This is a genomic window from Glutamicibacter sp. BW77 (assembly GCF_002332285.1).
Taxonomy (GTDB): Bacteria; Actinomycetota; Actinomycetes; order Actinomycetales; family Micrococcaceae; genus Glutamicibacter; species Glutamicibacter bergerei.
Window position 1 is genome coordinate 16,167 of sequence record NZ_NRGT01000077.1, and the last position, 25,001, is coordinate 41,167.

A 25,001-nucleotide genomic window follows, 5' to 3' on the forward strand; every position below is an offset into this window, starting at 1 on the left:
AATTCGAGGAGTTCGTAGCACAAGTGTCTACCGAAAACGCTTCACCGCAGGAGCCGGCCGAGAGCCAAGTACCCGCGGAATCGATGACTTCAAAAGTCGAACACACCTATGGCGCCCAGGACATTACCGTCCTCGAAGGACTCGAAGCGGTACGCAAACGTCCGGGCATGTATATCGGTTCAACCGGACCTCGTGGCCTTCACCACCTGGTATACGAAGTTGTTGATAACTCCGTCGATGAGGCCCTAGCCGGATACTGCGACACTATCGACATCACCTTGCAGAACGATGGCGCTGTCAGAGTACAGGACAACGGCCGTGGCATCCCCACAGATATGCATCCTACTGAGGGCAAGCCGGCGGTAGAGGTCGTTATGACTATCCTGCACGCTGGCGGTAAGTTCGGCGGCGGCGGGTATGCGGTCTCCGGCGGACTACACGGCGTAGGTATTTCGGTAGTTAACGCGCTATCTAGCCGCGTGGACACCATCGTTCGGCAAAAGGGTTACGCCTGGCGGATCTCCTTCGGCAATGGCGGCATGACCACCTCCCCATTGACCCGTGGCGAAGAAACCGAAGAAACTGGCACCACCCAGACGTTCTACCCGGACGCCGGAATCTTTGAAACCACAGTATTTGATTTCGAAACCCTGCGTGCGCGCTTCCAGCAGATGGCCTTCCTGAACAAAGGCCTGCGCATCCGGCTGACCGACGAGCGCGTGGTCGAAGAGGTTGAGGCCGAAGTTGAAGACGAGCGTGAAAACCAGGTTGTTAAACCACGCGTGGTCGACTACCTGTACAAAGACGGACTGCTCGATTACGTCAAGCACCTGAACTCCGCGAAAAAAGTGGAATTGGTACACGACGAGGTCATTGCCTTCGAAGCTGAGGACACCACTCGCGGTATCAGCGTTGAAGTCGCTATGCAGTGGACCAATGCCTACTCGGAGTCTGTGCACACCTACGCAAACACCATCAACACCCACGAGGGTGGTACCCACGAAGAGGGTTTCCGCGCAGCCTTGACCGGCTTGCTCAACCGCTACGCCCGCGATAACAAGATCCTGCGCGAAAAGGATGACAATCTTTCCGGCGATGACGTCCGCGAGGGTCTGACCGCAGTACTTTCGGTCAAGCTCTCCGAACCACAGTTTGAAGGCCAGACTAAAACTAAGCTGGGTAACTCGATGGCCCGTGGCTTCGTGCACGGTGTGGTCAACGAGGAACTTGGTGACTGGTTCGAGCGCAACCCGAACGTCGCTAAAGACATTATTCGCAAGGCAATGCTTGCCTCCCAGGCCCGTATGGCGGCCCGCAAGGCGCGTGACAACGCGCGCCGCAAGTCGCCAATGGAATCCTTCGGCATGCCCGGTAAGCTTTCGGACTGCTCCTCGAAGAACCCTGCCGAGTGTGAGGTTTTCATCGTCGAGGGTGACTCCGCAGGCGGCTCGGCTAAGCGCGGACGTGACCCACACACTCAGGCGATCCTGCCGTTGCGCGGAAAGATCCTGAACGTGGAACGTGCGCGTTTGGACCGTGCGCTGGGCAATGCCGAAGTACAGGCGATGATCACCGCCTTCGGCACCGGCATCGGTGAAGAATTCGACATGGCTAAGCTGCGCTATCACAAGATCGTGTTGATGGCCGACGCCGACGTGGACGGCCAGCACATCACCACGCTATTGCTCACGCTGATCTTCCGCTTCATGCGTCCACTGATCGAACAGGGCTATGTGTACCTTGCAAGCCCACCGCTGTACCGCATCAAGTGGACTAACGCCGCTCACGAATACGTCTTCACAGACCGTGAACGCGACGAAGCGCTGGTCAAGGGTGCCGCGTCGAACAAGCGTATTCCTAAGGAAAACGGCATCCAGCGCTACAAGGGTCTGGGCGAGATGGACTATTCGGAACTATGGGACACTACCATGGATCCGGCTCACCGCATTCTGCGCCAGGTGGCCATGGATGACGCGGCCGCAGCCGATGAGGTCTTCTCAGTGCTGATGGGCGAGGACGTCGAATCACGCCGAACCTTTATTCAGCAAAATGCCAAGGACGTGCGCTTCCTGGATATCTAACGCGCCAACCGCAGCGAAACGATAACCAGCAACGAATTTTAGACTTGTAAGGGATGAAATGAGCGACGAGCAAACCCCGGGGAACGAACCGTTGGACGGGGAGATCGTGCCCGCACTAGAGGGACACGACAAGATCGACCAGATCGATTTGCAGACCGAAATGCAACGGTCCTACCTTGACTACGCTATGGCGGTCATCGTGGGCCGTGCACTACCCGACGTGCGCGATGGACTGAAGCCAGTGCACCGCCGCGTGCTGTACGCAATGTACGACGGTGGCTACCGCCCGGAGCGCTCCTACAATAAGTGTGCCCGCGTGGTCGGCGAAGTGATGGGTCAGTACCACCCGCACGGTGACACCGCGATTTATGATGCGCTGGTCCGCCTGATTCAGGACTGGGTCATGCGTTATCCGCTGGCGCTAGGCCAGGGTAACTTCGGTTCCCCAGGTAATGATGGCGCAGCCGCCCAGCGTTACACGGAAACCAAGATGGCCCCGCTGGCCATGGAAATGGTCCGTGACATCAACGAGGACACCGTTGATTTTAAGGACAACTACGACGGCAAAAACCAAGAACCAACCGTATTGCCGGCGCGTTTCCCGAACCTTTTGGTCAACGGCTCCTCTGGCATCGCGGTGGGTATGGCCACCAACATTCCGCCACATAACCTGCGCGAAGTCGCCGAGGGTGTGCAGTGGTACCTGGAGAACCCAGAAGTTAGTCGCGAGGAACTGCTTGCCGCGCTGATGCAGCGCGTCAAGGGCCCAGATTTCCCTTCCGGCGCCATGATTCTTGGCACCAAGGGCATCTCCGATGCCTACCGCACCGGCCGTGGCTCGATCACCATGCGCGCGGTAGTGAATGTGGAAGAAATTCAGGGCCGCTCTTGCCTGGTAGTCACCGAGCTGCCATATATGGCTAACCCGGATAACCTCGCGGTGAAGATTGCCGAGCTGGTCCGCGACGGCAAGGTCGCCGGCATCGCCGACATGCGTGATGAGACCTCGGGCCGTACCGGCCAGCGCCTGGTGATCGTGCTCAAGCGCGACGCCGTAGCCAAGGTAGTACTGAACAACCTCTACAAGCACACCGAACTGCAGTCCAACTTCTCCGCGAATATGCTCGCGATCGTCGACGGAGTGCCACGCACCCTGCCACTGGATGGTTTCATCCGGCACTGGGTGACCCACCAGATCGAAGTAATTGTTCGCCGCACCAAGTACCGCCTGAAGAAGGCCGAAGCCGAGGCTCACATCTTGCGTGGCCTGCTCAAGGCCCTGGATGCTTTGGACGAGGTTATCGCGCTGATCCGCCGTTCTTCGACCACCGAAGCGGCCCGCGACGGGTTGATGGAACTGCTGGATATTGACGAGGATCAGGCCCGTGCCATTCTCGACATGCAGCTACGTCGACTTGCTGCCTTGGAACGTCAGAAGATTCAGGATCGTCACGCGGAACTGGCGGTGATGATTGCCGAGTTTAAGGAAATCATCGCCGACCCGCAGCGCCAGCGCACCATCGTCTCGGAAGAACTCGCCGAGATTGTGGAAAAGCATGGAGATGATCGTCGCACCAATATCCTCATGGGCTTCGATGGCGATATGAACGTCGAAGACCTCATTCCCGAAGAGGAAATGGTCGTCACCATCACCCGTGGCGGCTACGTCAAGCGCACCCGTATCGACAACTACCGTTCGCAGCAGCGGGGCGGCAAGGGCATCAAGGGCGCCAACCTGCGTGGAGACGATGTGGTGGAACACTTCTTCGTCACCTCCACACACAACTACCTGTTGTTCTTCACCAACCACGGCCGGGTGTACCGCACCAAGTGCTACGAGTTGGCCGAGGCTGGGCGCGATGCCAAGGGACAGCACGTCGCCAACGTGATGGCTTTCCAGCCAGATGAGCACATCGCACAGGTGCTTGATCTGCGCACCTACCAGGACGCGCAGTACCTGATGCTTGCTACCCGCAATGGTTTGGTCAAGAAAACCCGCTTGGAAGACTATGACACCAACCGCACCGCCGGAGTCATCGCGATCAACCTGCGTGAGGATGATGAATTAGTCTCCGCACAGCTGGTGAGCGAATCCGATGATGTGATGCTGGTCTCGCGTAAGGGCCAATCGGTACGCTTCACCGCGACCGACACCGCACTGCGTCCGATGGGTCGCGCTACCAGTGGCGTGACCGGTATGAAGTTCCGCGAGGGTGACGAGTTGTTGGCCGCCGAGGCAGTACGTCCCGAAGCGTTCGTTTTCACCGTGACAAATGAGGGCTACGCAAAGCGCACTACGGTCGACGAATATCGTGTGCAATCCCGTGGTGGCTTGGGTATTAAGGTTGCCAAGCTCAACGAGGAACGTGGCGAACTTGTGGGTGCGTTGATCGTTGATGAAACTGACGAAGTACTCGTGGTAATGGCCTCGGGCAAGGTTGTTCGTTCAGCCGTCTCGCAGGTTCCGTCCAAGGGTCGTGACACCATGGGTGTCATCTTCGCAAAGCCGGATAAGAAAGACCACATTATTGCGGTTGCCAAGAACTCGGAGAGCGAGCTCGAAGAGAACTCGGAGGAAGATGGCGTAACGTTGGACGCAGAAAACATGACAGATGAGTCATCTGCTGCGCCGGAAATCGCTTCGGACGTCCAAAACGATGACACCGATAACGGAGGTAACGCATGAGCACGCCCTCGACGCCTCGCCCAAGTGGCAGCGCCCCGAAGAGCGCAGCGCCGCGACCTACCCAGGTAAAGCGCCCAGCGCCAACCTCGAACGGTAACCGCCCAACCGGTGCCCGTCCGGCACCAACCGGACAGCCGCGCCCCGCCGGCGGTCCTGCGCGACCTAGCACGGGTGCACCGCGTCCCGCGGGACAGCGGCCGCCGCAGTCACAAGATCGTCTGGTTCGCCCGGCGCCTAAGGCTAAGGTCCGCAAAGCTCGACTGCTAGCTTCGAAGGTAGAGCCGTTCTCGGTCTTGAAGCTTGCCTTCTTGCTGTCGGTCGCCTTCGGTGTCATCACCGTGGTGGCTTCGGTAGCTATCTGGGCGCTACTGGACCTGACCGGTACCTTTGACTCCTTCAACCAGCTGATGCGTGACGCGATTGGTGCCGAAGGCACTTTTGACCTGCGTGATGTGCTCTCGCTGGGTCAGGTTGCCTCGTACGCGACAATCATTGCGGTAGTCAATGTCGTGGTAATTTCGGTGCTCTCGATGCTCGGAGCGGTGTTGTATAACATTGCCGCTTCGCTCGTCGGAGGCGTCGGAGTAACCCTCACCGACGACTAAGAACGTGCTAGTCGAGCCCGGGATTCATGCTGTGATGCATGACACCCGGGCTCGATTTGTATCTTCTTGCAAACCCCGGTAAAGTTTTATTTCGTTCCGAAGGGAACAAAAAAGGTAAGGGCGTATAGCTCAGGCGGTTAGAGCGCTTCGCTGATAACGAAGAGGTCCCTGGTTCAAGTCCAGGTACGCCCACGGAATCCTTACCGATGAGAAAGAGGGTAGAATGAAAAAGCTCCTGATTCTCGGGACTGTTGTGGCTGCTGCGGTAGTCATGATCAAGAAGGTAAAGGGTTCTACGGAAATCAAGGAAACCTGGCAACAGGTTACCGACAAAGTTTCCTAACGCTTTTCGGGGCCTTAGCTCAGTTGGTAGAGCGCCTGCTTTGCAAGCAGGATGTCAGGAGTTCGAATCTCCTAGGCTCCACAGAATAGATTGGCGGAAAGCAGCAGCTTTCCGCCTATTCTTTTCCAAAGGATGAGCATTGCTCATTATCGGAAGTGAAAATCTTCCACAATTGAATACGGGGCCTTAGCTCAGTTGGTAGAGCGCCTGCTTTGCAAGCAGGATGTCAGGAGTTCGAATCTCCTAGGCTCCACATTTGAAGTAGTGCTAAGAGCGGTGATCGACTCATTGAGTCAGATCGCCGCTCTTTTTATGTATGGTGTAGTTCCCATAATCCGCAGGATCAGATCTGTCACGTCGTCAATAAATTCTTGTACTTCCGACTGCGCGGACTGAGGGCTCTTCCCCCGTTGTACGAGTGCCTCGGCGATATACCGCCCACGAGGATCAGGCTGACCAATCCCCCGGGCGCCAGCTCGATCCGGCCCGCGGCCTGGAGCGCGCCGAGGATAGTGTCGATTGCCTCGGCAAACGCGCGAAGTTCATGTTCCAAAGACTGACAGACCCCGACCGACTACACCTCGAGCACACGTGCTTTGCGCTCATCAGACTGCATTGGTCCCAAAGCCGTGATGACCATCGATGGCACACTCTGTCTGACGGATGCCAACGAATCAACGTAGAAGCCCTGCAGCACCTGTTCGTTTAGTTCGCGATACAGCGCCCTGGCGCAGCTCAAACTTGTCGGCATACAGTTCATAGAATGACCGCGTTGAGACGTGCGCCTGACGGCACACTGCCTGCACCGTCGTTGCATAAACTTGAAGCGTGGCATCCAATAGTTGGTGGCGATGCTTCTCATCGCGCGAGCTGTTGCTCATGTCATTGCCTGCCCCGCGATTTGAGGTCACCGTTCCTGAGTACGTCGGTATCCTCCATCGCATCCTAAGTCTGTTGTCGCAGAGACTGCGTGACCTAATTTTGGGAAAGATGGTCCTTGATCAGGTCACCTCGGTGGACCTTAAGGCGCGCTCCGACTACGAAGAGATATTCCCACCGGGCCAGCCACCAGCCTGATGGCCACTGCGGACGCGTTCAGTACGGACTGTCCAGTAGCTCTGAAGTAGTTCCTCGCCGATCCGAAACCATGATCGGTCTTGAACCTGAGCATGTGCCGCGGAGGCAAAGGCTAGACGCTTGGCATCATCGTAGATCAGGTCACTGACCCGATCACGAAGCTCGTTGAGGTCTCCCGGGGCATACAGCCAGCCTGTGCGCGAGGAATCCACCAGATCCAGTGGTCCTCCCCTGCCAACCGCAACGACCGGCACAGCGCAAGCCATGGCTTCCTGAATGGTTTGGCAGAATGTTTCCGAGGCTCCGGGATGAACAAAGACATCAAAGGAGGCAATGACTTCCGCCAATCGGGTTCCGGAGAGGAAACCGGTGAAGTGGGCGGTGGGTAATATGCTGCGCAGATCGTCTTCCAGGGGGCCCGAACCCACGATCACAAGTCTTGTATTCGGCAGTGAGCTCAAGACTCGTAGGTCAGCGACCTGCTTTTCGGCAGCAAGTCGGCCCACATATCCAATAATGCGTTCACCGGTGGGGGCAATAGTCTCGCGAAACTTTGCGTCACGCCGTTGTGGGGTGAATTGCACGGTGTCCACTCCCCTGCCGCTCAAAACAAGGCGCGTAACGCCCAGAGATTCGAGCTGGCGGCGCGAAAAAGTACTTGGCACCAACGTTAGGTCTGCAGTCGTGTGAATGGCTCTCACGTGATCCCAAAGCTTTTCGGTTAGCCACGGCATTTTATAGCGCGCGGCATAGGTCGGAACCTCGGTTTGATACATGGCAACGGAGGGTATGTTCAGTTCTTGAGCCGCACGTAGGGCACGCCAGCCTAATAAGAATGGGCTAGCCAGGTGCACCACGTCGGGTGCCTCTCTGGCCAAGATTCTTTTGAGACGGCCAACCCCTCCGGCAGCCAAGCGAACCTCCGGGTAATTAACCATTGCCACAGAGGGAACGGTAATGATCGGAAATCCCTTATATGAGCGGGGTACGCTGTGGCCCTTGAGCTCACCGGCCAACGAGGCTGCGGGAGTGATGACCACGGCGCTATGGCCGGTCAGCTCAAGATGATCAAGGGTCCTTAGGACCGAATTTGTAACCCCATTTACGTGGGGTAGGAACGATTCAGCAACGATGGCAACCTTCACAACTTCATGATGCGTGCCGCGGGTAACGCCGAGCTTAACAAGGCATACTGCGTTCATTAACTTCTCACAACGGAACCGACAAGTCCGTCGAAGAATGAACCAAACCCGGGATCAGATGTTTGTTCTCGAAGGATTCTCGGGAAGCCAATGTTAGTTCCTCAGGAGGCATAGAATCAATATAAAAAATTACAATAAACTGAATTTGACCAGCATGTATGTCGCTACGAGGATGCATATCTATAACTTGAGCTTACGCGCTCAGAGGCCCAGTTCAGGCAAGTCACGTAGAGCTTGTAAACTTAGCCGGTGACGTTCTTGTTAGCCGCGTTGGGAATACTCGGCATTTCAGCTTCTGGACCAATTATTGCGGCGTTTCCCGGCGTCCCGGTGATGTCCATGGCGTTTTGGCGCAATGGCGCAGCGGCCTTGCTCCTCGCAGGCCCGGCGATTAAGGAAAACCCGCGGCAGTACTTACGCTTCACTCGGCGAGAATGGTTTTACATTCTGGTTGCCGGTGGGGCGCTCGCCTTGCACTTCGTCTGTTTCATGTTTGCGGTCCGAATGACCAGTGTTGCGGCGGCTACCGCCTTGGTTTGTATCCAAGGCGTGTGGATTGCATTGTTTCAAGCGCTGCGCGGGGTGAGATATCGGTCCCCCGTGATAATCGGAATGAGCACCGCTATCGTTGGCGTTGTACTCATTACGGGTTTTGATTTGGGCCAAGGACTTACGGCGTTTATGGGTGACTTGTTAGCCCTTGCCGGTGGGGTACTCGCCGCGATTTATACGTTCGCAGGATCTGCGGCCCGGCGCACCATGAGCACCTCTCGATATACCTCGATCTGCTATGCCGTTACCGCGGTACTGTTGCTAATCATTTGCCTAGCTACAGGACAGCCTCTGTGGGGATTTGATGCCTGGGGTTGGGTTGGAATTATTCTGCTGACCGTCTGCGCGCAACTATTCGGGCACACTGCGATGAATCACCTACTCAGTGTGCTGGGGCCATTGACCGTTTCGACCCTGATCCTGCTTGAAATTCCCGGTGCTGCGTTGCTCGCCGCATTGCTCTTAGGGCAGGTGGTCCCGGTGGGCACATATATAGGTTTGGGAATCATCTTGCTTGGACTCGTATTTGTCGTCCGAGGCCAAGCGGCACCAAAACTTAGGGCTTAACTTTCCTCGACTAACGTTCGAACCTCAGCTATGTCAGCTTCGCGAGATTCGACAGGCTGCTGTGGTTCGGAAATTTTTGGTTCATTTTCCCAAGGGTCTTCCACCGGACGGGAAGCTTTCCACATGGCCACGATGAGAGCCACAATTCCTACGAACACGCCGAATGCTAAAAATTTTCCTGCTGCACTTTTCTTGCTCATGATTTCTCCCTTGTGAATCAATTTTTGTTACCAGATACCTCCAGACTAGGCAGTTAGCCGATGTGAGACCAGTGTCCGCGAGTCTGACACCGGTGATGACGTAATTGTTTCACTCAGCGCGTACTTCAGCTTTGGCGGCCTTGGCCCTACTCATGGGAGAATGAAGCCATGACCGCAAACGCAACGCATAAAGCCACGATTCACACTACTTTGGGCGACATCGTCGTCGATCTTTTCGGCAACCACGCCCCGAAGACCGTAAAGAACTTCGTTGGCTTGTCGACCGGTGAGCAGGAATGGGTACACCCAGAGTCCGGTGACAAGAAGACCAACACCCCGCTGTACAGCGGCACCATCTTCCACCGCATCATTTCTGACTTCATGATTCAGGGTGGCGACCCACTGGGTCAGGGCTTTGGCGGCCCAGGCTACCAGTTCGACGATGAGATCCACCCAGAACTGAACTTCAACGATCCTTACAAGCTTGCCATGGCAAATGCCGGCATCCGCATGGGTCGTGGAACCAACGGTTCGCAGTTCTTCATCACCACCGTTGCAACCTCATGGTTGCAGGGCAAGCACACCATCTTCGGTGACGTAACCGATGCAGAATCCCGCAAGGTTGTTGACGCCTTGAACGCCGTTGCAACCGATGGCCGTGACAAGCCATTGGAAGATGTTGTTATCACCTCGGTAGATATCGAGACGCTGTAACTTTCAGTAGTAATAACTGCGGCTCCGGTGATTCCCTTGGGGAGTCGCCGGAGCCGCAGTTTTTTTAAACCACCACGATGAGATCAAGGTAGAAACAGATGTCTTACGGTCAAGTGACTCCCGCGGGGCAGTCGGCTCCAAGCTGCTATAGACACCCAGGAACGGTCTCATATGTGTCCTGCAATCGATGCGGCCGTCCGGTATGCCCTCAATGTCAGGTGCCGGCTCCCGTGGGAGTGCAGTGCGTCGAATGCGTCCATGAAGCGAATAAGAAGATCCCTTCTCAGCGGACCGAATTTGGTGCGCGGGCGCGCCAAGGTGTCCCGATAATTACTTATTCACTGATTGCGGTGAACGTTCTCGCCTACATTCTTCAATGGGTGGTCCCGGCGGCCACTGGCTACATGTACTTGGTCCCTATGCGGGCGGATTCAGAACCATGGCGCTTGATCACCAGTGCGTTCGCGCACTCCACGGGCTCTATCTTTCATCTAGCGATGAATATGTACGGCATTTATCTCTGTGGAGTTTTCCTCGAGCCGCGACTGGGTCGCGCACGCTTTAGCTGGCTTTATCTACTGAGCACCTTGGGTGGATCCTTGGGTATTCTCCTGCTGAGTCCCCCACTGAGCGCTACTCTGGGTGCCTCGGGCGCTCTCGCAGGGCTCTTCTTATCCCTCTTCGTAGTTTTCCGCACCAACAAGCAAGTCCTACGTCAGATGGCCATTGTTCTAGTACTCAATGTGGTGCTCGGATTTGTGGTCTCGGGTATTTCTTGGCAGGGACACCTCGGTGGTGCTGTCGTTGGCGCACTGGCGGCCGCTTGCATTGTGTTGGTGCCACGTAATCCACAACGTACGAAGATTCAATTCTCTTTGTTGGGTGTCTTGACGATAGTTGTGGCAGTAGCGATATATCTTGCGGCTGTGGCCGTGAAGTAGCCGCTAAGTTAATTCGAACTCTTCTGCGTCTAGTTATCCACAAGTATTATCCACACTGTTAATAACTTACAACCATGTAACTCGCATCTGGGTAGCGATGGGACACCCCTTAGACGCCCATGATTTCGTGGATATGCCACTTCCGGCATCGAATACTCACAGCTTTACCCACAATTGTGGATAACTTTTAAACAGGCCCTGTAGATAGCCTTATTCCGAGACCCTGTTCCGATCCGTTTAGTTGTTCGAATTTTTAAACGAATCTCTGATATCTGTCGACTGAGTCACCATAAAGAAGATGTCCACACGCGTAATCCACAGTGTTAATAACTTACAACCATGTCATTCAACAACATGCAATTGGCGCTGACTTGGAATAATGAATAGTTTATACAGCCCCTGCTCACCTTATCCCCACCTGTGGATAAAGTTGTGAACAAGTAAATAAGAACGTTCTCCACAAGGTATGTGGATAACCTGTTAATACTGTGGATATCTCACACTCTTTACAAAAAGAGCGGTCGAATCAGCAACACCGCAAAAATGGTCATAAAGATGCAAATGATCGCATCCAGAATGCGCCAGGACGTGGCGCTTGCGAAAATGCGGGACAAGAATCTGGAAGCATAACCAAGTGCCGTGAACCAACAGATGCTGGCCGCAATTGCACCGAGTGCGAAATACCATTTACCGTCGTGCTGTGCGACTGCTACGGAACCGAGCAGAATAACCGTGTCTACGTAAACATGCGGATTAAGCCAAGTCAGAGATAAAGCGGTCAGCGCAACCGTCCATTTGACGGTCGGTGCTGGAGAATTTGAAGTGCTTAGAATGCCAGGGGAGACCGCACGCTTTAGCGCAAGGATGGAGTAGCACAGCAGGAAAATAAAGCCACCAATCCGTGCATAAGTGAGGATCCACGGAGCGTGCTCAACGAGGGTGCCGATACCCATGACCCCGGCCAAAATTAGTACTACGTCTGACGCCGCGCAAATCACGACGGTGAGCAACACGTGTTCTCGTCTGATCCCTTGACGCAGCAGGAACGCGTTCTGGGATCCAATGGCGATGATGAGCGAAAGTCCTGTGGAGAATCCAAGGAATATTGGTGCGGGGATCATAGGGTAACGGTAAAAGAAGTCACTAACCGGTGTCTAACTTAAAATACTGAAGCTACATTAGTCTTGCTAATGTGAATTTAGATCTTGAACACCTCGAAACCTTGCTCGCGGTCATCGATGCGGGGAGCTTTGACGATGCTTCCATTGATCTCGGAGTCAGCCCCTCGGCTATTAGCCAACGGATTAAATCCTTGGAAAGCAGGTTGGGGGCAATCTTGCTGGTACGAAGCCGGCCGGTGAAGCCCACTGAGCAAGGAGCGCGGGTGTTGCGCTACGCGCGACAGATTTCTCTATTGGGCACCGAATTCAGTGAAGAGCTCATGCGTCACGAAGGCCGCGAAGGCAAGATATCACTCACTATCGGAGTTAACGCCGATTCTTTGGCTACCTGGTTCGCTCCGGTCTTCACCGCTCTGGCAAAGTGGCCACAGTTAAGTTGCGAGATTTTACGTACGGATGAAAATCTCACGGTCGGACTGCTTCGTTCAGGCAGGGTCAGCGCGGTGGTGACAAATAGCCAGGAAGCTGCGCAGGGGTGCACCATTCGACGTTTGGGGAGTATGCGTTACTACGCCGTAGCAGCCCCGGGCGTGGTGAGTGAGGCAAGTAAAGACGAGCTCTCCTGGGTGCCAATAGTACTTTTTGATAGAGAGGATCCGTTACAGCATCAAATGCTCGAGCGAATTGATCCCACGAAGCCGCGCCCAGTGGGAACCATCTCTTATGTTCCAGACTCGCTGCTCTTTGTACAGGCGATTCGCGCGGGTATGGGGTGGGGCATGGTTCCCGAACAACAATTAGCTATAGCACCCGAGCTCATGGTTCTCAACGAGCAATGGTTTATTGATGTGCCATTATTCTGGCAACGCTGGTCCGTTGACTCTCCAGCACTTGATCGTCTGGGGAATATTCTGTACACGGCGGCGCAAGAAAGCGGTATTGGTTTGCTAACCTAAGGGGGAGTCGGCGGTAGGTCGATTCCCGGACGAGGGAGCCGTACCCGGAACGACAGCTAAGACGGCCAGTAAGGTATCTGGCATGTATTGGCTAATTCTCGTAATTTCCGGTCTTTTTGAAGCAGTTTGGGCTACCGCACTAGGCATGAGTTCTGGGCTGTCGAAGCTCGTTCCCAGCATCATATTTTTCGCCGCACTTGTCGTTTCAATGGGTGGGCTTGCGTACGCAATGAAAGAAATCCCCACCGGAACCGCCTATGCGGTCTGGGTGGGGATTGGTGCTTCTGTCACGGTTATCTACGCAATTGCGACCGGTCAAGAAGCATTTTCTGTACTGAAAATGCTATTCATTGTGGGCCTGATTGGTTGCGTTATCGGCCTCAAAGCAGTCAGTGAATAACGACTATTTCCATCCAGTTGTCATGAAGAAACCAACCATGGCGATACCAAAGCCAATGACTATGTTCCAGCCGCCAATATTTGGGATCGGGAACAGGGTCTGCGAAATGTAATAAACGATTATCCAGACCAGACCCAGTAGCATCAATCCAAACATCACTGGTTTGTACCAGCTTGGCATGGGCTTATCCGCGGCATGTGTGCCCGGTGCGACCTGCTGGGTCTGTGGTTTGTTCTTGCGTCGTGGCTTAGACTCCGGCACTAGAATTCTCCCTCGGCTTCATCCGCATGTTGTAGTAAATGGGGGAGACTCTCAGGTCTTCCCGGTAGTGTTAGGACAGGTAATGAACGAAAGTTCGCATCATTTTCCTGCGTAGATTCCATACTAGCGGTAATGTGCTTAGTCCTTGATTTAGGATTCATGAAAAATTCGAAAGTTGAGTCCGTAGTGAATGCCAAACCGCCCAAAGGAGCATCACCAAAGTGAACCGTGTATCGTCTGCGCCCGGGCGAAGGATGGCCCGTGAAAAGCAAACATTTGGAAACCGGATTACCGGGTTCCTCGGTGAACTGCTGATCACCCTCGGCATTATCCTCATGCTTTACGTTGTCTGGGAACTCTGGTGGACGAATATAGATTCCGCGAACGCGCAGAAAGAAGTGACGCAGAATCTAGTTCAGGATCTAGGCGACGTGGTGATTCCCCACGAAGAAGTGGAAGAAGACATCGATTACGGTCCGGCGCCGGTCAGCGAAGCCGCGCCAGGTGAAACTTTCGGCATCATGTACTTCCCAACATTCGGCAAAAAGGGCACGCATCACCCGGTGAGCTACGGTGTGCAGAGCTCGGTAATCGACAATCTCGGGATCGGCTATTATCCGAACACCCAGTTGCCCGGCGAAAAAGGAAACTTTGCAGTTGCGGCGCATCGACAGACCCACGGTCAAGTTTTTTGGGACATCGACAAATTAGACGATGGCGATCACATCTATCTGCAAACCAAGGAAGGGTATTACACCTACACCTGGTTTGAGACCGAAATTGTCGCACCATCTAATGGCGACGTGTTGCTTCCAACGCCACACAAATGGGGTGTGGAACCCAAAAAATCGATTCTCACGATGACAAGTTGCCACCCGCCATTTAGCACTCGGGAGCGCATCATCGCCTATTCGGAACTCACCGATTGGCAGCCGTTAGATGCTGGGCCGCCTGGGGAAATTCGGAAACTCGTTGTCGATGCCACAAGCTAGGGAGTAATAATGTACGCATGGATTTTTCGGAATCTTCCAGGACCAATTTGGTTACGCATTATTGAGGCATTAATATTGCTTGCCGCTGTCGTGCTATTACTAATGATGTACGTCTTCCCGTGGCTGTCGCAGTTCAGCCCATTCACCGACTCAACGATTGGCCAGAGCAACCCGTGAGCACCATCAAGATCCTCGTAATCGACAACTACGATAGCTTCGTTTACACCCTCGTTGGTTACCTCCAAGAGCTCGGTGCCCAGACTACGGTTCACCGTAACGACCAGATCAGTCTTCAGCAGGCACAAGAGCTTGCAGCGGCGTACGACGGTGTTCTAATTTCTCCGGGACCAGGTGATCCCGCAGGAGCAGGCGTGAGCGTCGACTTGATCAAGTGGTGTGCAGCGCACGACAAACCGATGCTCGGTGTGTGTCTAGGCCACCAGGCGCTTGCAGAGGCCTTCGGGGGAGTCGTGACACATGCTGAAGAGCTGATGCACGGCAAAACCTCGTTAGTCAGTCACGAAGAACATCCGGTATTCAAGAACGTGGCAAATCCGTTTACCGCCACTCGGTATCATTCGCTCGCTGCGGTTCGCGAGAGTATCCCGCAGGAATTGGAAATTATCGCGGAGACCGCTGGGGGAGTCATCATGGGATTGGCTCACCGCACCGCTCCGTTGTGGGGTTTGCAGTATCACCCGGAATCGGTACTCACCGAACAGGGCTATCAGATGCTCGGCAACTGGCTGGAATCTATTGGACTACAGGGGGCAGCCGAAAAGGCTGGGACTCTGAGCCCACTTTTTAGTGGCGAGTAGTTAGTCGCCGCGATTGCCGCGGCCATTGCCATTGCCGTTGCCATTCCCATTGCCGTTGGTGGACTGTGGAGGCATCGACTTCTCGGTCCCCGAGGATTTACTTTCCTCCGGTGGTGTTGACTCATCTGTTTCGTCAGAGCTCTCCGAGGTGTCCGGGGCTGTTGGGCTCTGGCTTGGAGTGGGTTCTGGCTGCTCGACTGATACGGATACGGTAACAAAAGCACCCTGGGCAACCTCGGCCCCAGCGGCCGGATCTTGCAGGAATAACGTTCCTGGTTCAGACTCGTTAGGAACTTCTACAAACTTCGCCAACAGGCCCACGTCATCTGCGGTGAGAGCCTTTTCTGCTTCATCACGAGTCATTCCACTGATATCAGGCACCTTGACCATTCCGGTGGAAAGAATAAGATCCACGGTAGACCCGGCCTTAACCTTTGAACCAAGCTCGGGACTAGTGCCGATCACCCAGTCGGTAGGAATACTCGCGTGGTTCTCCCTGCTGACGTCACCAACTTCTAGACCCGCTGCGCGAATTGCCTCGCGGGCAGCGACCTCGGACTGATTTTCTAGAGATTCTGGAATAACGCGATCTTCGGTACCCTCAGAGATATAAAGCTTGACCGTTGAGTCCTTGGACAGCTGAGTCCCGTTGTTCGGATCGGTACGGGTCGCCTTGTTTTCATCAACATCAGCGCTAAACTCACGCTCAACGTCCACCTTGAAGGTCGCATCGTTGAGTAGTCGGGTGGCATCCATTTCAGAGAGGTTTTTGACCTCGGGAACCGCGACGGGTGCCCGCTGTTCGGCCTCGGCTTGCAGTGACCTAATCACTAAGAAGCTGGCGATACCCACCGCTACCAAAGCGATAATCGTCAATAGCCAAATAAGGCCACGGTTCGAGCGGTGTTCCCGAGGACGTTCGTCGCGCTCATCGGCACGGGAAGCGAACACCGGATGTTCGCTGGTGCGCGGATGCCGAAATGCTGCGGTTTCATCCTGATGCTCGTAAAAGGGCACCGTAGCAGCCACCATCGTAGCGGCCTCATCTTGGTAAGGAATACCGTTTTGAGCGCCCTCCAAGGCCGTTGCAAAGGCTCCAGCTGATTGGAATCGCTGGTCTCGTTCCTTAGCTAAGGATTTGAGCACCACAGCGTCATAGATTTCAGGAAGTGAATTGTTAACCTCGCTGGGAGGAACCGGGTTCTCCCCAACATGCTGGTACGCCACAGATACCGGAGAATCACCGGTAAATGGGGGCTGATGAGTGACAAGCTCATAAAAAAGGCAACCGGCCGAATAGATATCTGAACGGTAATCGACCAGTTCTCCACGGGCCTGCTCAGGAGAAAAATACTGTGCGGTGCCGACAACCGCCGCCGTTTGGGTCATGGTGGATGAGGTATCCATGGCTCGGGCGATACCGAAATCCATGAGTTTTACATGACCCTGGTCGGTCAACATGATGTTGGCCGGTTTGATGTCGCGGTGTACGACATTCTTCATATGAGAATGATCCAGTGCATCACACACTCCACGGATCAGTTCTACCGCGTATTGTTCATCGACATGCTCATCTTTGAGCACCTGCCTCAGTGTGCGTCCAGAAACATATTCCATGACGATATAAGGTGAGGTGCTCCTGCTGAATTCGGTGGCAGGAAGCTCGCCAGTGTCGTAAACAGCAACGATATTTGGGTGGCTGAGCCCGGCGACCGACTTCGCCTCGCGACGGAATCGGTTGGTCACCATCGGATTATCGGCCGTGTCGTGGCGCAGCACTTTGATCGCTACCTGACGGGCAAGAGTATGATCTGTCGCTAAATAAACGTCGGCCATTCCGCCACGGCCGATCAGCGACCGAATTTCGTAACGGTCGGCAATCAGCCGAGGCAAACCGGGCGGCAATGCATCAAAATTACTCATGGTGCTTCGCTTGCGCCGGTTTCTTTAGGTGTTGCCGACTCGGTCGGGGTAGCAGTTGGTGTTGGAGTCGGGGTTTCGGTAGGAGTTTCTTTTGGCTCTGGGCCAAGTGAGATGGTCAACGAGATTCGCGATCCAGGAGTGACCTTGGTGCCTTCAGCAGGGGTTTGCTTCAGCACGGTATTTGCTACGGAAGAATCGTGTTCTTCTCCACCCTTGGATACTGCCAGACCAGAGTCCTGCAACAGCTTTTGGGCGGCTTCGTAGCTCATGCCGGTGACCGCGGGAACATCCACGGTTTCTGGGGCCTTCGCATAGCTCACCTTGACCGTAGAGCCGGGTTCAACACTTCCGGTAGGAGAAACCGATAGCACCTCGCCAGGATTGGCTTCCGAGCTTTCCGTTGCAGAATCACTGACTTCTAGACCCAAGGACTGCAATTGTGCGATGACGGTTTCAATATCCTTGCCCACTAAGTTGGAAGGCACGGTGACGGACTCGACCGTTTTTGTTGGGGCGGTGGTCTCTTCGCTTGGTGTGCTGGTTTCGTCGCTCGGTTCGGTAGTTTCAGCACTAGGTTCAGAACTTTCCACCGACGCACTGGTGCTGACCGGAGGGCTAGTTGGTTCCGTGTTCGAGGAACCCAATTTTGGAATGAGCCAAGCACCCAAGGCAATCAATGCTGCCAAGACGATGACGACTACCAATGGAATGATCCAAGGGTTTCGTTTCTCGTCCTCATAGCCTTCCTGATTGTCCGCCTGATGCTCGTCAAAGCCTTCGTCATCGTAGCTCGCTGCGGAAGCACCTACAGCGGCTGGCGCCGAGACCGTAGGCATGGCGTTAGTCATCGGCGGGGCAGCTTCCACCGAGGTGACGGCTCGGGTGGCGTCTTCATCCAGATTAAGTGCCTGAGTAGCGTCATCGTGCACACCGGTGATGAGCATGCCGGGTACGGCGATGGTCGCGGTGTTCGTGTCACCCTTGCGTAGCGCCTCTGCGGCGTCTGCCAAAGCATTCGCGTTAGCTGGACGGTCTGCCGGGTTCTTGGCGAGCATCGAAATGATCAGCTGACGAACGGGTGCGGGCAGCGAATCGGGAAGTGGTGGGGGAGCGTCGTTGACCTGCGCCAACGCGATGGCGATCTGTGATTCACCGGTGAATGGCCGACGTCCGGCAAGACACTCGTAACCAATCACGCCCAGTGCATAGATATCCGAGCTGCCCGTGGCGATCTGACCGGTGGCCTGCTCCGGAGCCAGATACTGGGCGGTGCCCATCACCTGACCGGTGGCCGTCAGTGGAACCTGATCGGCCAAGCGCGCAATGCCAAAGTCGGTAATCTTCACAACACCGGTAGGCATCACCAGAATATTGCCGGGCTTCACATCGCGGTGTACGAGGCCATGTTCATGCGCTGCGGCTAATGCACGAGCGGTCTGTGCAATCAGTGACAGCGTGCGATCTACGTCGAGCTTTCGCTCGCGTTCGATAATGGTCGACAGCGGTGGGCCAGGAACGAGTTCCATGACCAGATACGCGGAGCCCTGCTCCTCGCCGTAGTCGAAAACGCCCGCGATACCCGAGTGATTTAGCAACGCCGTGTGGCGCGCCTCAACGCGGAAACGAGTCAGGAAACTCTCGTTGTCCGTGTATTCCTCTTTGAGGATCTTGATCGCAACTAAGCGTCCAAGAACCTGATCTCGGGCCTTCCAGACCTCGCCCATGCCACCGATCGCGATGCGGTCAGTCAGCTTGTATCGACCGCCCAAGGTGGTGCCGGTTACTGGCCTCACTTGTTGAACACCGCCTCTGTCATCTTCTTCATCAGTGACCCGGCCGTGTTGTGGCCAGTATCGTAATCTACTTGTTCAATGTTCACGGTGATCGCGACCTGTGGATCATCACCCGGCGCGAAGCCGGTGATCCAGGAATTGACCATCCCCGTGGTACCAATTTGTGCAGTACCGGTCTTGACCCGTAGGTCAACACCTGGCACCGCGGCATTCATTGCCGTGCCCGACTGCACGGGGCCCATCATCAATTCGGCCACCGTGTTGGCGACTTCCTTGGTAGTAGCCGTAGAGAAAGCCTTGGGCTTTGGATCTTCAATTACTCGGAGATCCGGGGCGATGACCTTATCAATCATATTTGGTTGCATGATTACCCCGTCGTTAGCGATAGCCATGGCGACCATATTCATTTGCAAAGAAGTCGTTTTTGTATCGAACTGTCCGATGGTGGACATGGCTAACTGTGAGGCAGTCATGCCAGTCGGGAAAACACTGGCAGTTACGGACTGCGGAATGTTTAGCTGTTGTCCAAATCCGAAGCGTTCGGTGACATCCTCATATGGTTTTGCGCCGAGCTTCTCGCTGATATTCACGAATGGCGTATTGCAGCTCTGGGTAAAGATGAATTCGAGCTTTGCCTGCGGTTGGCGGGCACAGATGCCGGCTTCAAAGTTTCGGAGTTTGGTATTCGTACCCGGCAAGGTGATGCGGGTCGGGTTATCGATTACCGTATTCAAATCATATTCACCGGATTCCAGCGCCGCCACGGTACTCAAAATCTTGAATGAGGAGCCTGGCGCTACGAGGTTTCCGATCGCAGGATTAATGTAAGGGCTCAAACCCTTGACGTTGTTCAGCTTCTTCATGTTTTCGGCAGCTTTAACCGTCGAGTGGACTGCAAGCTCATTGGGGTCAAAGCTCGGCTTTGAAGCCATAGCTAGAATGTCACCGGTTTTTGGATCCGTCACCACGATGGTGGCCCGCAATCCATCCGGGATCATTTCGTAGGCCTTCTTCTGCAGATCGCCATCAATGGTGAGCTCGACCGAAGCACCTTCGGCCTTCTTGCCGGTAAACATCGCGGTGAGGCGATCAAAGACTAGATCGGAGCTGCTGCCGGTCAACCAAGAATTCAGATCTGATTCCAGATGGGTGCTGCCATTAGCCAGTGAGTAATAACCGGTGAGGTGAGCGTATTCTTCGGGATTGTTGTACTTGCGCTGGTACGTGAATTGACCGTCATCGGTGGGTACCGATTCCGCGATAGGTTTACCGTCTACCAAGATGGCCCCGCGCGGTAGATCAAATTCGCGGTAAAGCTGACGCTTATTCAGCGAGTTGTCGGCAAGCTTTTCGGCACTGAAGAACTGGATGTAGCTTAAGCCTGCAAGGCAGACAACGAACATCATGGTCAAAGCGATCCAGACGCGCTTAATGGCTTGATTCATACGTTCTTCACCGCCTTTGTAGTTATAGCTCCCGGAGTTGCAACCTCGTCGGTGGGTCCCACGCCGCCGAGCATTGGACGACGTGAATTATGCGAAATCATTAAGAGTAAGGCGACGATGATCCAGTTCGCGAGCAACGATGAACCACCGGCCGCCATGAAAGGAGTTGCCAAACCGGTCAATGGAATCAGTCGCGATACGCCACCAATAATGACGATGCACTGCAATCCGAGGGTGAAAGACAACCCAGCGGCGAGGAGCTTGCCGAAGGTATCTCGTGATCCCAAGGCCGCGCGTAGTCCTCGACTGATCAGCAACATATAGAGCAGCACGATCGCCGAAAGCCCTATCAGACCGATCTCTTCACCAAAGGAAGCGATGATCATGTCCGAGTTTGCAAGCGGAACACGGTAGGGAGAACCTTCACCCAGACCGGTACCAAATAGTCCACCGTCGGCCATGCCAAACAGGCCTTCGACGATCTGCATGCTGCCGCCGCGGGCCTGATAAATTTCCGGGGAGAAAGCATTGAGCCAAACGTCGATTCGGCGGGTTACGTGACTCATCGTCATCGCGGCAAAGACGCCTCCGGCCGCAACCATCAGCAGACCAATGAGCACCCAGGAGATTCGGGCCGTAGCCACATAGATCATCACGATAAACAGGCCGAAGAACAGAATCGAAGAACCAAGATCTCGCTGCACCACGAGTACACCAATGGACAATACCCAGGCCACCACCATTGGTGCCATATCGCGCAGTCGTGGCAATTGCAGTGGGCCAAGCTTGCGGCCAGCCATCAAGATGAGGTCACGGTTGGACGAAAGATAGCCAGCAAAGAAGATCGACAAGGTGATTTTGGCCAGCTCGCCGGGCTGCATAGAGAACGGGCCTAGCCGGACCCAAATGCGAGCACCGTTGATGGTCACGCCAAATCCGGGAATCATCGGCAAAAGCAGCAAGATTATTGATGCCAGCAATGCGATGTAGGTGAATCGGCGCAACATGCGGTGATCGCGGATCGCCCAGAGAACGACGGCTGCAATGATTACAGCGATGGTGGTCCATAGAAGTTGACGCATGGATTGATCCGTGGTTTTTGCCAAGTCAATCCGGTGAATCATCGCTAAGCCAAGGGAGTTCAAAGCTACCGTAATCGGAAGTATTACCGGATCAGCATATTTAGCGAAAATGCGTAACATGATGTGCATAAGGAGGGCTAGCCCAGCCAGAATTCCGGTTTGCACGAAGAAGTCGGTGTTGTCGTTCGCGTCCGAGCTACTTCCAACGAGGAAGAAGGCTGCGGCACCAACACTCAGCGCCAGTAATAGTAGAACCAGCTCCAAATTGCGTCGTGGAACCGGCGCGGTGTGCAGTTCGCTCATCGCATGATCTCCTGACAATAGGCTGGCGGAAGTGGGGAATTCTGATTACCGCCGTTAGTACCCGGCGCCTGAACAGGACAATTCTGTTTTGCCGTGACAAGAAGTTCTTGAATCATCATGGCCGCGTGTTCCTGGCTGTCGGCCAAAATTGCAGATTCCACGCGCTGCCGTGAATATTCGGGCAGGGCTTCAAGTGGAATACTGCTGACGGTGTCGACCTCAGACAACGAAATCGGTCCGAGCTCTTGTGGCACACCGCGATAAATGGCGACCTTGTCTCCAACGGCTCCCACATAGAACTGGGTTTGTGTCCAGAGGTAACCCCAGACGCCCAGTCCGATGATTAGCAAGGTGGCCATGGTCAACAGCAGTGGCATAAACCAGCGATGCTGCACGGGACGTGAATCCAATGGGTCAAGAACTTCACCGGCAGCTGGCGAACGGTGCGTAAGTAACGCGGCGGCTCGACGTTCACCGGTGTGCTGGGTGACCACAGGAATCTGGCCGGTCTGCGTCGCCAGTTGGGCGGCACCGACCAAAAGGTGTGGACGTTGCGAAATCTCGTGGCGCAACACGGATGCGCTTGCCTCAACATCGCCTTCGGCGGCGATGGTCAGCTGACCGGTATCTGGTGCCGGTTCGAAGCTGGCCGGACCCGCATCTTCGGTGTCATCTACTTCGATGACGTCAAAGAGCACGACGGTAACGTTATCCGGCGCTCCGTTACGCAGAGTAGTTGCTACGAGGTCGTTGACCGCCGCATTCATATCTGCGGTGCCACGCACAATTTGTTCGATGATGGGCACTGCCACCGCATCGGTCAGACCGTCTGAGCATAAGAGCCAGCGTTCTCCGGGTTGCGCTTCGAGCTGTAATACATCTACTTCGGGGGATGCGTCAGAATCGCCCAGCACACGCAGTAGTACGTTTTTATGTGGGTGAGTTTCTGCCTCGTGCGGCTGGATTCGACCCTCTTCAACGAGTCGTTGAACAAAGGTGTGGTCGCGGCTGATCTGTTCAAATTCATTATTTTTCAGGCGGTAGGCGCGTGAGTCGCCAATATGCGCCAGATGTAAGGTCTCACCGGAGAGAAGCACCGAGGTGACGGTGGTGCCCATGCCTGAAAGTTTCGGATTTGCACCGACAAGTTCGTTGAGCACCAAATTCGCTGCCTGAATTTCATCGGTCAGGGCATTTTGTGGATCTACCGTGTAGCGGCGGTCCAGATGCACCAGATCTAGCACCGTGGAAGCCGACGCCACATCGCCACCGACGTGACCTCCCATGCCGTCGGCCAGAACCGCGAGGTATTCGCCGGCATAGGCAGAGTCGTCGTTCTTTTTGCGTATGCGTCCGACATCGGACATGGCCGCAAATTTAAACTTTAAAGCCATTGGCTAGGCCTTCAATTCCAGAACAGTCTTCCCGATGCGGATTCGCTGTCCCGGTTCAACTGGCTGTGCACGAGTGAGCTGACTATCTCCCACAAAGGTGCCGTTGGTAGAGCCCAGATCCTCGATAAACCACCGTGACCCCTGAGGAAAAAGGCGTGCGTGACGGCCTGAAGCATAATCGTCTTCGAGAACCACGGTGGCGTCTTGCGCGCGGCCGAACATAATAGGTTCTCCCTGCAAAGGGATGCTGCGTCCGGCTAGCGGGCCCTCAACAATGTGTAAGGTGCTAGCTGCCTTGCGTGTGCTGACCTCAGGTTCGGCAAGTTCTGGATTCTTCTTCAAAGCCCTGGCGCTAGGTGCGCCGGTACGAGCTCGAGCACCAATTGCTAGGTCGCGGCGCATGGCGCCAACGATGCTCAAAACGAGTAACCAAATCAGGACGAGGAAGCCAAGGCGGAACAGGCTGAGTACGAGATCATTCATGCACGGCCTCCGTTGCTAGGCGTAATTAGGCGAAAAACTATCTTGGTCTGTCCCATAGTAATGATTGAACCGTCCAATATACGCGTCTGCGCGGAAATCTTCTTACCATCGACGTAGGTACCGTTGGTTGAGCCGAGATCGGTGACTACATAAGAGCCCGGAGACTTCTGCTCTACTCGAATATGCTGACGGGAAACTCCAGTGTCGTCCACCGGAATATCGGTGCTGGCCGAACGACCAAGCACGATCGAGTGGTGATTGAGGGCGAAACGCTGCCCGTTGACTTCAACTACCGCTTGTTTCGGAAGCGGCGCGGCGGCCGGGGCTGCTGGCTTTGCGGTAGGTCGAGGTTGTGCGGTGGTTTGCGGCGTTGGCGTCGCGGCAACGGGCGTTGGTTCTGCCTTAGGCGTCTGGGGTTTAACGGGAGCGGAAGCGACCGGGTTTGCGCTTGAATCCTTCACGGATCCTGCAACTTCCACTTCGCCGGCCTTGAGTTCTTGAGAATTCACAAAATGAATCATGATCTTTCCCTGAACCGAGTATCCCTGGGTGACCGCGTGTTCCGCGGTGACCTTAGCCATCTCGTTGACTACCGGGGATCCCCACGCTTTGGCAGTGTCAAAATCTTTAGTACTCAACGACACGACGAAGTCGTTCGGAGCAAGGCTGCGACCTTCACTGATCGCGAGAATTCCACGATCCATTTCATTGCGAAGCGCGGTAGTTAGTTCGACAGGCTTAATGTCTGCGGTGCTGTTACCACGAAAGAAGCTGGTGACGACCTTCTCTAAGCCTCGTTCGACATTATCGAGAAAGCTCATTACGTGTGCTCCTTTCCTGTAGTCCATGGCGTTTTTTGGCCCGGAATTTCAGTTCAATGTCCTTGCAACACAGAACGTCATTCTCGATCTTACTGTTTTCAGCTGTGCAATTCCCGGAAATATCCTTGAAGGAAAGGCAGGCAACTGATTCAACGTCCCAACTGGTCAAAAGGTTTCATGTGGTGCTGGGCACATGCGGTTGATTCGATTAGGTGAACAATAAAAACAACGTGTAAGCTAT

The 25,001-nt window shown here is 54.8% G+C and carries 22 protein-coding genes, 3 tRNA genes and 1 riboswitch; of the genes, 14 read left to right on the plus strand and 11 right to left on the minus strand.

Annotation, left to right across the window (positions count from 1 at the left end; genetic code table 11):
* Positions 1 to 83: 83 nt before the first annotated feature.
* The 7 genes from gyrB to CIK74_RS15880 all read left to right on the plus strand — a co-directional run bounded on the left by gyrB (position 84) and on the right by CIK74_RS15880 (position 5,968).
* Positions 84 to 2,081, plus strand: a complete 1,998-nt coding sequence (gene gyrB / locus CIK74_RS15855) for a DNA topoisomerase (ATP-hydrolyzing) subunit B (protein WP_096257309.1) — start codon at positions 84 to 86, stop codon at positions 2,079 to 2,081.
* Between the two features lie 58 nt (positions 2,082 to 2,139).
* On the plus strand, positions 2,140 to 4,767 hold the full coding sequence (gene gyrA, locus CIK74_RS15860; protein ID WP_096257191.1) for a DNA gyrase subunit A: 2,628 nt from the start codon (positions 2,140 to 2,142) through the stop codon (positions 4,765 to 4,767).
* Positions 4,764 to 5,372, plus strand: coding sequence for a DUF3566 domain-containing protein (locus CIK74_RS15865; protein ID WP_096257193.1), 609 nt, complete (start codon positions 4,764 to 4,766; stop codon positions 5,370 to 5,372). Before gyrA ends, CIK74_RS15865 begins: the two co-directional genes overlap by 4 nt.
* Before the next feature lie 118 nt (positions 5,373 to 5,490).
* Positions 5,491 to 5,564: transfer RNA gene (locus CIK74_RS15870), tRNA-Ile, on the plus strand.
* A gap of 31 nt (positions 5,565 to 5,595) precedes the next feature.
* The gene (locus tag CIK74_RS19100) at positions 5,596 to 5,715 is read left to right on the plus strand and encodes a DLW-39 family protein (RefSeq protein ID WP_219844195.1); all 120 of its coding nucleotides are present in this window, start codon (positions 5,596 to 5,598) and stop codon (positions 5,713 to 5,715) included.
* Positions 5,716 to 5,723: 8 nt separating this feature from the next.
* A tRNA-Ala gene (locus CIK74_RS15875) sits at positions 5,724 to 5,796 on the plus strand.
* A gap of 99 nt (positions 5,797 to 5,895) precedes the next feature.
* A tRNA-Ala gene (locus CIK74_RS15880) sits at positions 5,896 to 5,968 on the plus strand.
* A gap of 784 nt (positions 5,969 to 6,752) precedes the next feature.
* Here the strand turns inward: CIK74_RS15880 and CIK74_RS15890 are convergent.
* Positions 6,753 to 7,937, minus strand: a complete 1,185-nt coding sequence (locus CIK74_RS15890; protein WP_096257311.1) for a glycosyltransferase family 1 protein — start codon at positions 7,935 to 7,937, stop codon at positions 6,753 to 6,755.
* 306 nt (positions 7,938 to 8,243) lie between these two features.
* Here CIK74_RS15890 and CIK74_RS15895 point away from each other — a divergent pair, with 306 nt between their 5' ends.
* Entirely contained in the window at positions 8,244 to 9,113 is an 870-nt protein-coding gene (locus CIK74_RS15895) for a DMT family transporter (RefSeq protein ID WP_096257197.1), read from the plus strand.
* Here the strand turns inward: CIK74_RS15895 and CIK74_RS15900 are convergent.
* The gene (locus tag CIK74_RS15900; RefSeq protein ID WP_096257199.1) at positions 9,110 to 9,313 is read right to left on the minus strand and encodes a hypothetical protein; all 204 of its coding nucleotides are present in this window, start codon (positions 9,311 to 9,313) and stop codon (positions 9,110 to 9,112) included. The genes CIK74_RS15895 and CIK74_RS15900 overlap by 4 nt on opposite strands.
* A 168-nt stretch (positions 9,314 to 9,481) precedes the next feature.
* On the opposite strand from CIK74_RS15900, the gene CIK74_RS15905 reads away from it, so the two are divergent.
* Positions 9,482 to 10,027 carry a peptidylprolyl isomerase gene (locus CIK74_RS15905; protein ID WP_096257201.1) on the plus strand — a complete coding sequence of 182 codons (546 nt, stop codon included), beginning with the start codon at positions 9,482 to 9,484 and terminating at the stop codon, positions 10,025 to 10,027.
* A 230-nt stretch (positions 10,028 to 10,257) separates the two neighbouring features.
* On the plus strand, positions 10,258 to 10,968 hold the full coding sequence (locus CIK74_RS15910) for a rhomboid family intramembrane serine protease (protein WP_240520566.1): 711 nt from the start codon (positions 10,258 to 10,260) through the stop codon (positions 10,966 to 10,968).
* A 506-nt stretch (positions 10,969 to 11,474) separates the two neighbouring features.
* On the opposite strand, the gene CIK74_RS15915 is transcribed toward CIK74_RS15910, so the two are convergent.
* The gene (locus CIK74_RS15915) at positions 11,475 to 12,089 is read right to left on the minus strand and encodes a LysE/ArgO family amino acid transporter (protein WP_096257205.1); all 615 of its coding nucleotides are present in this window, start codon (positions 12,087 to 12,089) and stop codon (positions 11,475 to 11,477) included.
* A gap of 71 nt (positions 12,090 to 12,160) precedes the next feature.
* Here CIK74_RS15915 and CIK74_RS15920 point away from each other — a divergent pair, with 71 nt between their 5' ends.
* Both CIK74_RS15920 and CIK74_RS15925 read left to right on the plus strand, forming a co-directional pair.
* Positions 12,161 to 13,045 carry an ArgP/LysG family DNA-binding transcriptional regulator gene (locus tag CIK74_RS15920; protein ID WP_170947914.1) on the plus strand — a complete coding sequence of 295 codons (885 nt, stop codon included), beginning with the start codon at positions 12,161 to 12,163 and terminating at the stop codon, positions 13,043 to 13,045.
* Between the two features lie 2 nt (positions 13,046 to 13,047).
* Positions 13,048 to 13,115, plus strand: a riboswitch (guanidine-III (ykkC-III) riboswitch).
* Between the two features lie 12 nt (positions 13,116 to 13,127).
* Complete coding sequence (locus CIK74_RS15925) at positions 13,128 to 13,445, plus strand: multidrug efflux SMR transporter (protein ID WP_096257209.1); 318 nt, start codon at positions 13,128 to 13,130, stop codon at positions 13,443 to 13,445.
* A 3-nt stretch (positions 13,446 to 13,448) separates the two neighbouring features.
* Here the strand turns inward: CIK74_RS15925 and CIK74_RS15930 are convergent, their stop codons facing one another.
* Positions 13,449 to 13,706, minus strand: a complete 258-nt coding sequence (locus CIK74_RS15930) for a cell division protein CrgA (protein ID WP_096257211.1) — start codon at positions 13,704 to 13,706, stop codon at positions 13,449 to 13,451.
* A gap of 221 nt (positions 13,707 to 13,927) precedes the next feature.
* On the opposite strand from CIK74_RS15930, the gene CIK74_RS15935 reads away from it, so the two are divergent.
* Together CIK74_RS15935 and CIK74_RS15940 are read left to right on the plus strand one after the other, a co-directional pair.
* Complete coding sequence (locus CIK74_RS15935; RefSeq protein WP_096257213.1) at positions 13,928 to 14,698, plus strand: class E sortase; 771 nt, start codon at positions 13,928 to 13,930, stop codon at positions 14,696 to 14,698.
* A 173-nt stretch (positions 14,699 to 14,871) separates the two neighbouring features.
* The gene (locus CIK74_RS15940; RefSeq protein ID WP_096257215.1) at positions 14,872 to 15,516 is read left to right on the plus strand and encodes an aminodeoxychorismate/anthranilate synthase component II; all 645 of its coding nucleotides are present in this window, start codon (positions 14,872 to 14,874) and stop codon (positions 15,514 to 15,516) included.
* On the opposite strand, the gene pknB is transcribed toward CIK74_RS15940, so the two are convergent.
* Genes pknB through CIK74_RS15975 form a run of 7 tightly spaced genes read right to left on the minus strand, consistent with a single transcriptional unit; the run spans position 15,517 to position 24,760 of the window.
* Entirely contained in the window at positions 15,517 to 17,439 is a 1,923-nt protein-coding gene (pknB, locus tag CIK74_RS15945) for a Stk1 family PASTA domain-containing Ser/Thr kinase (RefSeq protein WP_096257217.1), read from the minus strand. It abuts the gene before it with no gap.
* Entirely contained in the window at positions 17,436 to 19,232 is a 1,797-nt protein-coding gene (locus CIK74_RS15950; RefSeq protein WP_096257218.1) for a protein kinase, read from the minus strand. The genes pknB and CIK74_RS15950 overlap by 4 nt, the downstream gene beginning before the upstream one ends.
* Entirely contained in the window at positions 19,229 to 20,677 is a 1,449-nt protein-coding gene (locus CIK74_RS15955) for a penicillin-binding transpeptidase domain-containing protein (RefSeq protein WP_096257219.1), read from the minus strand. Before CIK74_RS15955 ends, CIK74_RS15950 begins: the two co-directional genes overlap by 4 nt.
* Positions 20,674 to 22,062 carry an FtsW/RodA/SpoVE family cell cycle protein gene (locus CIK74_RS15960; RefSeq protein WP_096257221.1) on the minus strand — a complete coding sequence of 463 codons (1,389 nt, stop codon included), beginning with the start codon at positions 22,060 to 22,062 and terminating at the stop codon, positions 20,674 to 20,676. The genes CIK74_RS15955 and CIK74_RS15960 overlap by 4 nt, the downstream gene beginning before the upstream one ends.
* Positions 22,059 to 23,456 carry a PP2C family serine/threonine-protein phosphatase gene (locus CIK74_RS15965; RefSeq protein ID WP_096257223.1) on the minus strand — a complete coding sequence of 466 codons (1,398 nt, stop codon included), beginning with the start codon at positions 23,454 to 23,456 and terminating at the stop codon, positions 22,059 to 22,061. Before CIK74_RS15965 ends, CIK74_RS15960 begins: the two co-directional genes overlap by 4 nt.
* A gap of 3 nt (positions 23,457 to 23,459) precedes the next feature.
* Positions 23,460 to 23,939, minus strand: a complete 480-nt coding sequence (locus CIK74_RS15970) for an FHA domain-containing protein (protein WP_096257225.1) — start codon at positions 23,937 to 23,939, stop codon at positions 23,460 to 23,462.
* On the minus strand, positions 23,936 to 24,760 hold the full coding sequence (locus CIK74_RS15975; RefSeq protein WP_096257227.1) for a DUF3662 and FHA domain-containing protein: 825 nt from the start codon (positions 24,758 to 24,760) through the stop codon (positions 23,936 to 23,938). The genes CIK74_RS15970 and CIK74_RS15975 overlap by 4 nt, the downstream gene beginning before the upstream one ends.
* Positions 24,761 to 25,001 lie beyond the last annotated feature (241 nt).

Excerpts from the sequence above, each read along its gene's own strand:
- gyrB (WP_096257309.1), top strand. The coding sequence starts at position 84 with ATGACTTCAAAAGTCGAACACACCTATGGCGCCCAGGACATTACCGTC.
- gyrA (WP_096257191.1), top strand. The coding sequence starts at position 2,140 with ATGAGCGACGAGCAAACCCCGGGGAACGAACCGTTGGACGGGGAGATC.
- CIK74_RS15865 (WP_096257193.1), top strand. The coding sequence starts at position 4,764 with ATGAGCACGCCCTCGACGCCTCGCCCAAGTGGCAGCGCCCCGAAGAGC.
- CIK74_RS19100 (WP_219844195.1), top strand. The coding sequence starts at position 5,596 with ATGAAAAAGCTCCTGATTCTCGGGACTGTTGTGGCTGCTGCGGTAGTC.
- CIK74_RS15900 (WP_096257199.1), bottom strand. The coding sequence starts at position 9,313 with ATGAGCAAGAAAAGTGCAGCAGGAAAATTTTTAGCATTCGGCGTGTTC.
- CIK74_RS15905 (WP_096257201.1), top strand. The coding sequence starts at position 9,482 with ATGACCGCAAACGCAACGCATAAAGCCACGATTCACACTACTTTGGGC.
- CIK74_RS15915 (WP_096257205.1), bottom strand. The coding sequence starts at position 12,089 with ATGATCCCCGCACCAATATTCCTTGGATTCTCCACAGGACTTTCGCTC.
- CIK74_RS15925 (WP_096257209.1), top strand. The coding sequence starts at position 13,128 with ATGTATTGGCTAATTCTCGTAATTTCCGGTCTTTTTGAAGCAGTTTGG.
- pknB (WP_096257217.1), bottom strand. The coding sequence starts at position 17,439 with ATGAGTAATTTTGATGCATTGCCGCCCGGTTTGCCTCGGCTGATTGCC.
- CIK74_RS15955 (WP_096257219.1), bottom strand. The coding sequence starts at position 20,677 with ATGAATCAAGCCATTAAGCGCGTCTGGATCGCTTTGACCATGATGTTC.
- CIK74_RS15960 (WP_096257221.1), bottom strand. The coding sequence starts at position 22,062 with ATGAGCGAACTGCACACCGCGCCGGTTCCACGACGCAATTTGGAGCTG.
- CIK74_RS15965 (WP_096257223.1), bottom strand. The coding sequence starts at position 23,456 with ATGGCTTTAAAGTTTAAATTTGCGGCCATGTCCGATGTCGGACGCATA.
- CIK74_RS15970 (WP_096257225.1), bottom strand. The coding sequence starts at position 23,939 with ATGAATGATCTCGTACTCAGCCTGTTCCGCCTTGGCTTCCTCGTCCTG.
- CIK74_RS15975 (WP_096257227.1), bottom strand. The coding sequence starts at position 24,760 with ATGAGCTTTCTCGATAATGTCGAACGAGGCTTAGAGAAGGTCGTCACC.